This is a genomic window from Actinomycetospora straminea (genome assembly GCF_028737255.1).
Lineage (GTDB): Bacteria > Actinomycetota > Actinomycetes > Mycobacteriales > Pseudonocardiaceae > Actinomycetospora > Actinomycetospora straminea.
Map to the genome: position 1 here is coordinate 1 of NZ_JAQZAN010000029.1, position 12,101 is coordinate 12,101.

Sequence of the window (12,101 nt, forward strand, 5' to 3'; positions counted from 1 at the left end):
GACCGACACCCTCCGGACCGACACCCTCCGGACCGACACCCTCCGGACCGACACCGTCCGCGCACCCGCCCCCTCGGCCGGGACCCGACGCCGCGGCCCTCGCGGCCCCGACCGCCGCCGTGTCCACCGGCCCGCCCTCGGCCCCGGGCCACGCGGACCGGGGTGGGGCCGCCGCTCCCCCGCCGGTCCCGCCCACAGCGCAGGACGGCGCCGACGGGCCCCCGAGACCGCGGAGACGCCGCCAGGCCCTGCTCGTGCTCGCCGGCTGCCTGGTGATCGTGCTCGCGGTGGTCGCGGTGCTGCTCGTGGCCCTGCGCGACCCGGACACCGCGCCGGCGGCCCAGGGGTCCGCGGCGCCCGCGGTCAGCGCGCCGACGGCCGAGGTCACCGGGTCGGTGCCCACGCCGCCCACCCCGGGCTCGATGGCGGTCGCGCCGGGCGGGCGGATCGCCTACGTCGCCAACCGCGAGCCGCGCGTCCTGACCGTCGTCGACCTCCTCACCGGCACCACGCGCCGCACCGTCCCGGTGCCCGAGGCCCCGCCGCGCTTCATCGCGTTCTCCGCCGACGGCGCCCGGGCCTACGTCAGCGCGTACACCGAGGACGACGCCGTGAACGTCGTGCAGGTGATCGACACCGCCACGGGCGGCGTCGTCGCCGTCGTGCCGGTGGACCGGCGGCCCTACGCGCTGGCCGTCGCCCCCGACCAGCGCAGCGTGTGGATCCCCAGCCACGACGACGCGACCATCGACGTCCTCGACACGACCTCGCTCACCATCAGCCGGCGGATCGACGTCGCGCCGAACCCGCACTGGATCGCGTTCGGGGGTGGCCGCGCCTACGTCGCCAACCACGAGTCGGACCTGGTGACGGTCCTCAACACGACCACCGGGGCCACCCTCGCGACCGTGCCCGTCGGCCGGAGCCCGCACGCGCTCGCGGTCTCCCCCGACGGCTCGCGGGTGGCGGTCGCGAACTACGACGGGAGCACGGTGTCGTTCATCGACACCGCCACCAGCCAGGTCGCCGTCACCGTGCCGGTCGGCCGCGGGCCCCAGTACGCCTCGTTCGCCGGCGACGGACGGCACGTCTACACCGCGAACGTGCAGGACGGGACGGTGTCGGTGATCGACACGACGACGTCGACGGTGACGGGCACGGTGCCGGTGTGCTCGTCGCCGACCAGCGTCGTGGTGGTGCCCCCGGAGAACCGGACCGCGCGCGTGACCTGCCTCGACGAGTCCCGGCTCGCCGTGCTGCAGATCGCCCGGTGACGCCGGCCGGCGCCGGGGCGCGGGGCCCTGCAGGAGCCTAGGCTCGCCCGCGGTGGCGGAGCGGAGCACGGGGTGGCCCGGCGCGGCGGGCCGGTGGGTCCTGCTCGCCGTCCTCACTGCGGTCGCGACGGTCGCGCTCGCGGCGCTGGCGGTCCCCTCGGCGGCGCTGTTCGCCGGGCTCCTGGTGGCGACGGTCCTCGCGCTCGCCGGCCTCGGACCGCGCGCCGTCGCCCCGCGCGCCACCTCGGCCGCGCAGGCGGTCATCGGTGTCGTCATCGGCCTGCTCGCGCGCCCGGAGACCCTGGCCGCGGTGGCCGCCGACTGGCTGCCGGTGCTGCTCATCAGCGTCGGCACCCTGGTCGCCAGCATGGCCGCGGGGCTGGTCATGGGCCTGCAGCGCGGGGTGTCGGCGCTGACCGGGGTGCTCGCGCAGACCGCGGGCGGCGCGTCCGGGCTCGTCGCGATCAGCCGGGACCTCGGCGGGGACGAGCGCGTGGTCTCGGTCGTCCAGTACCTGCGGGTCGGGCTGGTGACCGCCGCGATGCCCGTGGTCGCGGTCGTCGGCTACGGCGCGACGCACGTCGACGGCACCGGCCCGCCGTCCGACGCGGGGCCGGCGGCGCCGTGGTGGCTCGGGGTCGTCGTGCTGGTGGGGTGCAGCGTGGTCGGCGCGCCGATGGCCCGCCTGCTGCACGTGCCGGCGGGCGCGCTGCTCGGGCCCATGGTCGTGGCGGCCGCGGTGGGCCTCACCGGCATCGTCGGCGGCGCGACCGTGCCGGGCCTGGTCGTCGACGTCGCCTACGCCGTGATCGGGTGGCAGGCGGGCCTGCGCTTCACGCGGTCCGCGCTGCTCACGGTGCTGCGGGTCCTCCCCCTCGCGACGGCGCTGATCCTCGCGGTGATCGTCGTGTGTGCCGGCCTGGGGCTCGTGCTGTCGTGGGTCACGGGCATGACGCTGCTCGAGGGCTACCTCGCGACCACCCCCGGCGGCATCTACGCGGTGCTCGCCACCGCGATCTCCTCGGGCGTCGACGTCACCTCGGTGGTCGCGGTGCAGGTGCTGCGCGTGCTGCTCATGCTGCTCGTCGCTCCCCTGCTGGCCCGGGTCGTGGGGCGGCGGGCCACGAACTGATCAGGAGCGGCGCAGCCCGTCGAGCAGACGGGCCGGCGACAGGGCGACCGCGAAGGGTCGCGTCACCTCCACGACCTCGTCGCCGACGGCCTCCGCGACGGTGACGTACCGCCCGCTGCCGTCGAGCTCGAGCACCTCCAGCGCGGCGGCGCCCTCCGGGTCGAGCAGCCAGTAGCTCGCCACGCCCAGCCGCTCGTAGTGCGCCTTCTTGGTGTTGCGATCGTGGAGGCGGGTGCTGCTCGAGGCCACCTCGACCGCCAGCAGCGGCGCCACCGGGAGGTTCGCCCGCGTGAGGTCGGCGTACCGGCAGACGATGACGTCGGGCTGGACCTCGTCGACCGTGCTGGTGGTGACCGCGAAGGGCGCCGCCAGCACGTGCAGCTCCGGGGGGCACGCGGCCCGCAGGACCGTGTAGAGCGTCAGCGCCATCTCCTGGTGCGGCCAGCCCGGCGCTGGGCTCACGAACAGCATCCCGTCGATGAGCTCACGACGACGGCCGTCGTCGGGCATCGCGTGCAGCTCGGCCACCGTGTAGGCCGAGGTCGACGCCGGCTCGCTCACGGGTGCCATCGTCGCGCTCCTCCCCTCTCCTCACCAGCGCCTACCGGAGCCGGCGGATCCCCGTCGGGGTGCTGGAGTAGACGCCGAGCGTGTCCAGCCCGGCATCGACGGCCGCGCCGCCGAGCGCGTCCGCCCACTCCTCGTCGTCGGCACGGACACCGGGCGGGCCGAGCCGTTCGAGCACGAAGAGGCAGGAGCCGCGCCCGCCCGCGGTGTCCAGCGGGCCGTCCGCGAAGTGCGCCAGCACGTCGCGGAGGCCCTGCACGAGGTGCGGGTCGGGTCGTCGCGGTGTGTCCTCGAGCGGGACGACGACCGGCGCCTGGCGGCGGTCGCCGTCGACGAGCATCAACCAGACGCAGCCGTCCTGGCGGGCCGGTCCGACGATCGCGTCGACGCGGGCGAGCACGTCCTCGTCGGTGAGGAGGGGCGCGGCGTTCTCCGGGCTGAGTGTCATGCGCCCACCGTGGGCGCCCCGGGGCCCGCGTGGGTGCCGTTTCGCACAAGCCACCGCGCTCCACGCCTCGACATCGACGCTGGGGACACTCCCGAGAGATCGAACTGGAGAGCTCCCCGTCACGAGGTCGGGCGCAGCCGCCCCAGCAGCGGGATGGCCGTGATCTTCTCCTCGGTCAGCGCGTCCCAGTCGATCCGGCCGGGGTGGCGGGCCTCGCGGGTGCAGGTGACGACGCGGTCGGCCGTGACGACGAGGTCGAGACGCACGTCGTGGTCGGTGACGGGGATGTCGCCGACGGGGACGATCTGCTGCTCGTGCACGGTCGTCACGACCGGCGTGTCCGGCGCGACCAGCCCGGCCTCGCTCGCCACGGCGAACTCGAGGTCGGAGAACCCGCCGCCCTTGCCCAGCCGCGCGCCGTGCTCGTCGACGGCGACGCACCCGGTGACGACGAGGTCGACCGGCTCGAGGTCCTCGACGGCCACCGTGCGCCCCGACCGCGACGCCCCCTTGATCGACGACGCCTTCCGTGGCGTGTCGGCGAGGTGCTCGGGGTCGAGCAGGACGAACGGCGCCTCCTCGGCCAGGCGCGGCACGGCCATGTAGACGGTCTTCCCGTCCTCGAGAGCGCGCTGGCGGACCGGCCACTGCGCGGCGTCGGGGTTGCACTTCAGCGTCCGCGCCCGCTGCCAGACGTCGGTGCCGCGCAGGCGCTCGGCGGCCGCCTCGGCGCCGCTGACGTTCGGGATGCGCCCGTGCGCGCCCGGGAACCGCGCGAGCTTCCCGTCGCGCAGCGCGTCCCAGACCCGCTCGCGCACGGCCGCCTTGGCCTCGTTCACCGCCGCCGGTCCCCCGGCGTCCGCGTCGTGCCGGCGTGCTCCTCGTGCCACGGACGACACGCTACGGCCACCGCTTATTGACAGAATTTCTTGTCAATGTTGTCGTGGGGCCGTGCTCGACGTGGACGTGATCGACGAACCGGCCGCCGCCGCGGCGGCCCTCGACCCGCTGCGCGCGCGCCTGCTGGCCGCGCTCGCCGAGCCCGGATCGGCCTCCACGCTGGCCGGACGGGTCGGCCTGACCCGACAGAAGGTCAACTACCACCTGCGCACGCTGGAGGCGCACGGCCTGGTCCGCGAGGTCGGCCAGCGCGCCCGGCGCGGGCTGACCGAGCGGATCGTGGAGGCCTCCGCCGCCTCCTACCTCGTCTCTCCCGCCGCGCTCGGGGAGGCCGCGAGCGACCCCGGGCGTGTCTCGGACCGGCTCTCGGCCCGCTACCTGCTGGCGCTCGGCGGCCGCCTGGTACGCGAGGTCGGCGATCTCGCCCGCCGCGCCGACGCCGCGGACAAGCGCCTGGCCACCCTCGCGATCGACACCGAGATCGCCTTCGCCTCGGCCGCCGACCGGGCCGCGTTCGCCGACGAGCTCGGCGCCGCGGTCCGCGACCTCGTCGCCCGCCACCACGCCCCGGGCGGGCGCCCCCACCGCCTCGTCGTCGGCGCGCACCCCGTGCCCGCCGCGACCCCGGCGACCCCGGACACCCAGGAGGACCCGTCATGACCGAGCAGGACCAGCGCACCGTCGACCTCGAGGTGACGGTCCCCGGCACGCCCGAGCAGGTCTGGGACGCCATCGCGACCGGGCCCGGCATCAGCTCCTGGCTGCACCCCACCCGCGTCGACGAGCACGTCGGCGGTGCCTTCGGCTTCGACATGGGCGGCTCCGAGGAGGCGGCGCACAGCACTCCGCAGGGCACGGTCACCGCCTACGACGCGCCCGAGCGCTTCGCCACCGAGGCCGCCTGGTCGATCGGCACGGAGAGCACCACGCTCGCCACCGAGTGGCTGGTCGCCACCCGCGACGAAGGTACGTGCGTCGTGCGGATGGTGATGAGCGGGTTCGGGTCGGGTGACGACTGGGACGACGAGATCGACGCCCTGCGCGAGGGCATGGGGGTCGCGCTGGAGACCCTGCGCCTCTACCTCGCGCACTTCGCCGGGCGCCGGCCCGTGACGGTCGACGCCGCAGCGCGGCTGGGCGGTCCGGCGGAGGACGCGTGGTCGCGCCTGGTCGCGGGCACCGGCCTGCCGGAGGCCCGCGTCGGCGAGCGCCTCACGCTCGGCGGGACGCCGGAGCTCGCCGGGACGGTCGAGGCCCTCTCCCCTGGCCGCTGGCACCGGGCCGCCGTCCTGCTCCTCGAGACGCCGGCGCCCGGCGTCGCCGCGCTCGTGGCGGCGGGACGGGACGCCCACGCCTCGGTGCACCTGACCTTCTTCGACGGCCCCGGGACCGACGCCGCCGCCGTCGCCGACCGCGAGCGGCCCCGCTGGCAGGCCTGGCTGGCGACGGTCGGGTCCGAGACCGCCGGGCAGACCCGATGAGCCCCACCCGCACACGGCTCGCGCTGGCCGTGCTCACCCTGCCCGCCCTGCTCGTCGCGCTCGACCTGTCCGTGCTGCTGGTCGCGCTGCCGACCCTGGCCGAGGACCTCGGCGCCGACGCGGCTCAGCAGCTCTGGATCACCGACGTCTACGGGTTCCTCGTCGCCGGCTTCCTCGTGACGATGGGCAGCCTCGGCGACCGGATCGGCCGGCGGCGCCTGCTGCTCGTGGGCGCCGCCGCGTTCGGTGCGGCGTCGCTGGCGTGCGCGTTCGCCCCGACCCCGGAGGTGCTCATCGCGGCCCGCGCGCTGCTGGGCGTCGCCGGCGCCACGCTCATGCCCTCGACGCTCGCGCTGGTCACGAGCCTCTACCCCGACCCGCGCCGCCGGGGCGCCGCGATCGCCACGGTGTTCTCCGCGATCATGGCCGGCGGGGCCCTCGGGCCCGCGCTCGGTGGGCTGCTGCTCGCCCACTCCTGGTGGGGCTCGGTGTTCCTGCCCGGCGTCGCCGTCATGATGCTCCTGCTCGTCGCCGGGCCGCGGCTGCTGCCCGCGGGCGAGGGCACCGAGGTCGGGCGGCTCGACCTCACGAGCGTCGCGCTGTCCCTGCTCGCCCTGCTGCCGGTGGTCCACGGAGTCAAGGAGCTCGCCCGGGGCGGTGTCGGCGACGTCGGCGTCGTCACCCTGCTCGCGCTCGGGGTGGGCCTCGCCGCCGGCGTGGCGTTCGTCCGCCGCCAGCGCCGCCTGGCCCACCCCCTGCTCGACCTGCGCCTGCTCGCCCACCCGGCCCTGCGCGGCGCGCTGCTGACGATGCTGCTGGGCGGGGTGGTGATGGGCGGGATGTTCCTCGTCGTCACCCAGGACCTGCAGCTCGTGGCGGGCCTCGACCCGCTGGCGGCGGGGCTCGCGACGCTGCCGGGCACCGTGGCGATGCTGCTCGGCGTGCTCGCCGGGCCCGTCCTCGCGCGGCGGGTCCGCCCGGCGTGGGTGATGGCCGGCGGGACGGCCCTGGCAGCGCTCGGGCTGGCCGGCGTCGCGGTCGCCCCGAGCACGGTGTCGATGCTCGCCGCCTTCACCGTCGCGCTGCTCGGCATGGGCCTGCCCGGCGGGCTGGGCGTCGGCCTGGTGATCGGGTCCGCGCCGCCCGAGCAGGCCGGGTCGGCGTCCTCGCTCTCGGAGACCGGCCAGGAGCTCGGCATGGCCGTGGGGCTCGCCGGGCTCGGCAGCCTCGCCGTCGCGGGCTACCGGGCGCTGCTGCCCGCCGACGTCCCGGCGGCCGCCCGCGAGGGGCTCGCGAGCGCGGTCGCGACCGGCGACCCGGCGCTCCTCGCGCCGGCCCGGGAGGCGTTCACGGGCGCGGTGGGCCTGACCGCGGCCGTGTCCGCGGTGGTGCTCCTCGGGGTGTCCGCGCTGGTCGTCGCCACGCTGCAGCACGTCCCGGCGACGGCGACGAGCGAGCCCGCGACCGCGCCCGAGCTCGTCGACGCGTGAGCGGCGCCCGACCTCACGCCCCGCGCCACCGCCCGGGTGGGACCCCGTGCTCGGCACGGAAGCGACGCACGAAGTAGCCGGCGTCGCGGAACCCCACCCGGGCGGCGACGGCGGTCACGGTGAGGTCGGTGTCGGCGAGCAGGCGGCGGGCCTCGCGCAGGCGCCGCTCGGTGATCCACTGCTGGACCGTGCGCCCGGTGCGCCGGCGCACCACCGTCGTCACGTGGCCCGGGGTCAGCCCGACCGCGTCGGCGACGTCGCGCAGCGACAGGGGCGCGCGGAACCGCTGCTCGACGACGTCGAAGACCGCCGCGAGCAGGGGCTCGTCGCGGTCGCGGAGCTCGTCGGTGACCACCGCCTCGAGCCGCGTGAGCCCCACGAGCAGCAGCGTCAGGTACGCGCGGACCGCCGCGGCGGCGCCCTCCCGGCGCTCGCGGAGCTCGGTGTCGAGGGCCCGCACGTGCCCGACCCACCGGTCGCGCTCGTCGTCGGGGAGCGTGAAGCGCTGCCACCCGCCCCGCCCGTGGCCGACCAGCGGGGCGAGCAGGGGGTGTGAGCGCCACGAGACCAGCGAGCCGGTGGTGCCGGGGTCCACGACGTCGGCCGGGAAGTAGACCATCCACAGGTCGCTCTGCGTGGCGAGGTGCCCGGCGTGCGGGGCGACGACCGCCCCCGGCGCGAGCACCGCCACGTCGCCCGCGGCGAGCGGGACGTCGCGGCCGTCCACCCGCAGCGCACCTGCACCCGCCTCGACGAGCAGGAGCAGGAGGAAGTCGTGGGCGTGCGGGGTGCCGACCGGGGCCCCCGCGGGCGGGAGGTCCCGGACGTCGGAGACCCCGCGCCGGTGCTGCACGGTGACGTCGAGGCCGTCCGGCGAGCGGGGGTAGTCGACGACCGGGACGTCTCCCGTACCCGACGATCGTCCCATCGCACCCGACCCGCGTCCCTTGTCCGCAGGTGGACCCACGGGGAGCGTGGACGACGACACCGAATCCCGTCCCACGAGGAGAGCGAAGCATGACCGAGCCCGAGCGCGCCACCGCGGAATCCTCCCGTCCCGCCCGGGCCTTCCTGCCCGCGATGGGCCGGGAGTCGTTGCTGCCCGTCTACGACCTGACGAGCCGCCTGCTCGGCGCCGGCCCCGCCCACGCCCGGCTCGTCGCGCAGGCCGCGCCGCCGGCCGGCGGACGGGTCCTGGAGATCGGCTGCGGCACCGGCAACGTGCTGGCGGCCGTGGCCCGCCGCCACCCGGACGTCGAGCTCGTGGGCATCGATCCCGACACGGCCGCCCTCGACCGGGCCCGCGGGAAGCTGCCGGCCGGGGTGCGCCTCGAGCACGCCTACGCCGACGACCTGCCGCTGCCCGACGCCGACGTCGACCGGGTGCTGTCGTCGCTGATGCTCCACCACCTGCCGCCCGAGCAGCAGCGCGGCGCGCTCCGCGAGGTCCGGCGGGTGCTGCGTCCGGGCGGGTCGCTGCACCTCGTCGACATGGAGGGCGAGCCCTCGCGGAGCCCGCTGGCGCGCCTGACCACCGCGGCGATGCGGTGGACGGCGCGGGGCGCGGGTGGGGGCCAGGAGGCGCACGGCCACGGTCACGGTCACGGGCACGGCCACCAGGACGACGGCGACGAGCCGCGGCGGCACCTCACCCGCGCCGACGACGTCCTGGCCCTGATGCGCGAGGCCGGCCTCGTCGACGCCGCGGTCGTCCAGCGCCGCCGCTGGACGCTCGGGACGCTGGGGTTCTACACCGCCCGCGTGCCCGCCTGATCGCGCTCCGGCGTGACCCCGAGCAGGGCGAGGAGCTCGGCGGCGGACCCCGCTCGGTGGTCGAAGCGGTCGCCGGGCGCGGGCGGGTCGGCGCCGGGCCGGTCGAGGTAGGCGGTGCGCAGGCCGGCGGCCGCGGCCCCGCGCAGGTCCCAGGCGTGGGCGGCGACCATGAGCACCCGTTCCGGCGGACGGCCCGCGTGCGCGATCGCGAGCCGGTAGACGGCGGGGTCGGGCTTGTAGCTCGCGACGGTCTCCGTCGACAGAGCGGCGTGCCAGCGCAGCCCCGCGTGCGCGTTCATCCGCAGCAGCGTGGTGCGGTCGGCGTTGGACAGCCCGATCACCGCGACGCGGGCGGCGAGGGCGTCGAGCAGGGCGACGGTGTCGGGCCAGGCGTGCAGGCCCCGCATGACGTGGGCCGCGGCGACGAGGGCGTCCTCGGTCGGCGCCGGGCCGCCGGCGTGCGCGACGACCGCCTCGGCGGCCTCGCGGTCGAGGACATCGGCCGTCGCGTAGGGCCGCTCGCCGGACACGACGCGGGCGTGCTCGCCGGCGACGTGGCGGTGCCAGCGCGCGAGCAGGTCGTCGGGGTCGCCCGCGCCGCCCGTCAGCCCGGTGATCGCGGCCCGCAGCCCGCCGTCGTGGTCGACGAGGGTGCCGAGGATGTCGAAGACCACGGCGTCGACGTCGTCGATGGTCAGCACGGTCGGGCTCCTCTCCCGGCGGCGGGTGATTGCTGGTCCCCCAGCGCCGCTGTGATCGCCGTGATCGCCGCGACCGACCGGGTGACGTCCTCGGGCGTGGTCGACCAGTTCGACACCGAGAACCGCAACGCCGGCCGGCCCTGCCACACCGTGGTGCCGACCCAGCAGGTGCCGTCGCGGGCGACCGCGGCGGCGAGCTCGCGGGCGTCGCCGGCGCGCGGCCGGACCAGCACCTGGTTGAGCACCACCTCGTTCAGCACCTCGAGGTCGGGGTGGCGGGCGAACTCCTCGGCGGCCTGGCGGGCGAGCGCGCAGCAGCGGTCGACGAGGTCGGCGACGCCCACACGCCCGAGGTGGCGCAGCGCCGCGTGCACCGGGAGCGCGCGGGCCCGCCGCGAGCTCTCCGGGACCCGGCTCGAGGGGTCGGCGCCGGCGAGCGGGAGGTAGGCGGCCGAGGTGCTCATCGCCGCCGTCAGCGCCGCCCGGTCCCGGACGATCGCCATCCCGCAGTCGTAGGGGACGTTGAGCCACTTGTGCGCGTCGACCGTCCAGGAGTCGGCGCGCTCCGCCCCGGCGACGAGGTGCCGGCGCGCGGGCGAGGCCGCGGCCCAGAGACCGAAGGCGCCGTCGACGTGCAGCCAGGCGTGCTCCCGGCCCGCGACGACGTCGGCGATCGCGTCGAGCGGGTCGCAGGCGCCGGTGTCGACCTGGCCGGCCTGGGCGTTGACGAGCACCGGCCCGTCGATCGCCGCGAGCAGGTCCCGCAGCACGTCGGCGCGCATCCGGCCCTGGTCGTCGGCCGGGACGCGCACCGCCCGCGCCGACCCGAACCCGAGCAGGCGCAGGGCCTGCAGGATCGTCGAGTGCGCCTGCGCGCCGATGACCACCGTCGGCACCGGCGCCCCGGCCAGCCCGTCGGCCTCGACGTCCCACCCGACGGCGGCGAGCAGGGCGTGGCGGGCGGCGGCGAGGCCCACGACGTTGGCCATCTGCGCGCCCGTGGTGAACCCGACGGCGCACTCCCCCGGCAGCCCGAGCAGGTCGAGGACCCAGGCGCCGGTGACCTCCTCCACCGCTGTCGCCGCCGGCGACATCACCCGTGCGGCGACGTTCTGGTCCGCGGCCGCGGCCATCCAGTCGGCGCCGAGCGCGACCGGCAGCGCCCCGCCGGTGACGAACCCGAAGTAGCGCGGCCCGGGCGTCGCCACCAGCCCGGGCTCGAGCGCGGCGGCGAGGTCGTCGAGGACCTGCTCCGCCGGGGCGCCGTGCTCCGGGAACGCCCCGAGCCCGGCGCGCAGAACAGCGTCGTCGTCCACCGGGCGCCCGACGGGCCGGTCGGGCAGCGACGCGAGCCAGGCGTCGGCGAACCGTCGGGCACGGTCGAGGACGGGGTCGAAGCGCGGGTCCGCCACGTCCGGAGACGTTAGACCGCAGGTCGGTCCTCGGCCGGGGCCTCGACGGCGGAACGGCGGGCGTGCGCCAGCGCCCAGGCGCCGAGCAGGGCGACGACGAGGACCTCGGCCAGCGCCAGGCCGCGCTCGAGCAGGCCGAGCGGCACCGCGCGCCACCACGGCACGCCGGTCACGCCGCGCAGGCCGATGGCCCCGACGATCGGCAGGAACGACGCGAGCGCCAGCCACGAGCCCACCCGGACGCCGCGCAGGTGCGGGCGCGCGGCCGGGTCGCGACGGTGCCGGCGGGCGAGCAGCAACGCCCCGAGCGGCAGCGCCACGAACGCGACGAGGCTCGCGTAGCGGTGGATGTAGCCCGAGACGCTCGGGCCGATCGACCAGTTCGTCTTCTCGAACGCGACGACCAGCAGCAGCCCGACACACCAGGCGCCGAGCAGGACCACCGGCAGCGAGCGGGCCGGGGTCAGCCGGGCCGCGACCAGCGCCGCGATCACCCCCGCCGACCCGAGCGCGAGCGCGACGACCGCGACGTCGAAGAGCCAGCCGCCCTCGACGACCGCGTACTCGCTGATCGTGCGGCGCACCGGGTCGATCCGCGCGGACGGGCCGACGAGGTGCATCGCGCCGATCACCACGAGCGCCAGCACCACGGCCGCCATGCCGGCCCGCGCGCCGGGCGCCACCACCCGGTCCGGCGCCGCGCCGGTGGTCGTCAGGTCAGGGGACGTCACGCGGGGATCAACGTCCCGCCCGGCGGCGACGTTCCCTCGACGTTGCTGCGACGTTGCTCCGACCGCCGAGCGACTGCGGAGAATGTCGCAGATCATCCGCGCTCGTACTCCGCAGTACTGCCGTACGATCCGCCGGAAACGCCGTGCGTCCCGCGGCAGAACAGTCGCCGCCGTTCGGCGCAGAAAGTGCGG

At 76.9% G+C, this 12,101-nt stretch carries 13 protein-coding genes; 6 read left to right on the top strand and 7 right to left on the bottom strand.

Annotated elements, in window-relative coordinates:
• Positions 1–254: 254 nt before the first annotated feature.
• Entirely contained in the window at positions 255–1,274 is a 1,020-nt protein-coding gene (locus PH190_RS27745; protein ID WP_274234773.1) for a beta-propeller fold lactonase family protein, read from the top strand.
• 52 nt (positions 1,275–1,326) lie between these two features.
• Complete coding sequence (locus PH190_RS27750; protein ID WP_274234774.1) at positions 1,327–2,406, top strand: AbrB family transcriptional regulator; 1,080 nt, start codon at positions 1,327–1,329, stop codon at positions 2,404–2,406.
• Here PH190_RS27750 and PH190_RS27755 read toward each other — a convergent pair whose 3' ends face one another.
• The 3 genes from PH190_RS27755 to PH190_RS27765 all read right to left on the bottom strand — a co-directional run bounded on the left by PH190_RS27755 (position 2,407) and on the right by PH190_RS27765 (position 4,311).
• A complete protein-coding gene (locus PH190_RS27755) occupies positions 2,407–2,976 on the bottom strand; it encodes a Uma2 family endonuclease (RefSeq protein WP_274234775.1) in 570 nt (189 codons plus the stop codon).
• Positions 2,977–3,007: 31 nt separating this feature from the next.
• The gene (locus tag PH190_RS27760; protein WP_274234776.1) at positions 3,008–3,421 is read right to left on the bottom strand and encodes a hypothetical protein; all 414 of its coding nucleotides are present in this window, start codon (positions 3,419–3,421) and stop codon (positions 3,008–3,010) included.
• A gap of 119 nt (positions 3,422–3,540) precedes the next feature.
• Positions 3,541–4,311, bottom strand: a complete 771-nt coding sequence (locus PH190_RS27765; RefSeq protein ID WP_274234777.1) for a 5-formyltetrahydrofolate cyclo-ligase — start codon at positions 4,309–4,311, stop codon at positions 3,541–3,543.
• Between the two features lie 61 nt (positions 4,312–4,372).
• Between PH190_RS27765 and PH190_RS27770 the strand changes: the two genes are divergently transcribed.
• Genes PH190_RS27770 through PH190_RS27780 form a run of 3 tightly spaced genes read left to right on the top strand, consistent with a single transcriptional unit; the run spans position 4,373 to position 7,292 of the window.
• Positions 4,373–4,981 (top strand): ArsR/SmtB family transcription factor, encoded by a 609-nt coding sequence (locus tag PH190_RS27770; RefSeq protein WP_274234778.1) that lies wholly within the window; start codon positions 4,373–4,375, stop codon positions 4,979–4,981.
• Positions 4,978–5,802 carry an SRPBCC family protein gene (locus PH190_RS27775; protein WP_274234779.1) on the top strand — a complete coding sequence of 275 codons (825 nt, stop codon included), beginning with the start codon at positions 4,978–4,980 and terminating at the stop codon, positions 5,800–5,802. Before PH190_RS27770 ends, PH190_RS27775 begins: the two co-directional genes overlap by 4 nt.
• A complete protein-coding gene (locus PH190_RS27780) occupies positions 5,799–7,292 on the top strand; it encodes an MFS transporter (protein WP_274234780.1) in 1,494 nt (497 codons plus the stop codon). The genes PH190_RS27775 and PH190_RS27780 overlap by 4 nt, the downstream gene beginning before the upstream one ends.
• A gap of 13 nt (positions 7,293–7,305) precedes the next feature.
• Here PH190_RS27780 and PH190_RS27785 read toward each other — a convergent pair whose 3' ends face one another.
• A complete protein-coding gene (locus tag PH190_RS27785; protein WP_274234781.1) occupies positions 7,306–8,220 on the bottom strand; it encodes an AraC family transcriptional regulator in 915 nt (304 codons plus the stop codon).
• An 89-nt stretch (positions 8,221–8,309) separates the two neighbouring features.
• Between PH190_RS27785 and PH190_RS27790 the strand changes: the two genes are divergently transcribed.
• Complete coding sequence (locus PH190_RS27790; protein WP_274234782.1) at positions 8,310–9,065, top strand: class I SAM-dependent methyltransferase; 756 nt, start codon at positions 8,310–8,312, stop codon at positions 9,063–9,065.
• Here PH190_RS27790 and PH190_RS27795 read toward each other — a convergent pair.
• The 3 genes from PH190_RS27795 to PH190_RS27805 are packed head-to-tail and all read right to left on the bottom strand — an operon-like array spanning position 9,041 to position 11,909.
• Positions 9,041–9,766, bottom strand: a complete 726-nt coding sequence (locus PH190_RS27795) for a haloacid dehalogenase type II (protein ID WP_274234783.1) — start codon at positions 9,764–9,766, stop codon at positions 9,041–9,043. The genes PH190_RS27790 and PH190_RS27795 overlap by 25 nt on opposite strands.
• A complete protein-coding gene (locus tag PH190_RS27800; protein ID WP_274234784.1) occupies positions 9,760–11,178 on the bottom strand; it encodes a pyridoxal phosphate-dependent decarboxylase family protein in 1,419 nt (472 codons plus the stop codon). The genes PH190_RS27795 and PH190_RS27800 overlap by 7 nt, the downstream gene beginning before the upstream one ends.
• 11 nt (positions 11,179–11,189) lie before the next feature.
• Positions 11,190–11,909: a DUF998 domain-containing protein gene (locus PH190_RS27805; RefSeq protein ID WP_274234785.1), complete on the bottom strand. Its 720-nt coding sequence runs from the start codon at positions 11,907–11,909 to the stop codon at positions 11,190–11,192.
• Between the last annotated feature and the right edge of the window lie 192 nt (positions 11,910–12,101).

Coding starts and splice junctions, on each gene's coding strand:
- PH190_RS27780 (WP_274234780.1), top strand. CDS start 5,799: ATGAGCCCCACCCGCACACGGCTCGCGCTGGCCGTGCTCACCCTGCCC.
- PH190_RS27755 (WP_274234775.1), bottom strand. CDS start 2,976: ATGGCACCCGTGAGCGAGCCGGCGTCGACCTCGGCCTACACGGTGGCC.
- PH190_RS27775 (WP_274234779.1), top strand. CDS start 4,978: ATGACCGAGCAGGACCAGCGCACCGTCGACCTCGAGGTGACGGTCCCC.
- PH190_RS27785 (WP_274234781.1), bottom strand. CDS start 8,220: ATGGGACGATCGTCGGGTACGGGAGACGTCCCGGTCGTCGACTACCCC.
- PH190_RS27760 (WP_274234776.1), bottom strand. CDS start 3,421: ATGACACTCAGCCCGGAGAACGCCGCGCCCCTCCTCACCGACGAGGAC.
- PH190_RS27790 (WP_274234782.1), top strand. CDS start 8,310: ATGACCGAGCCCGAGCGCGCCACCGCGGAATCCTCCCGTCCCGCCCGG.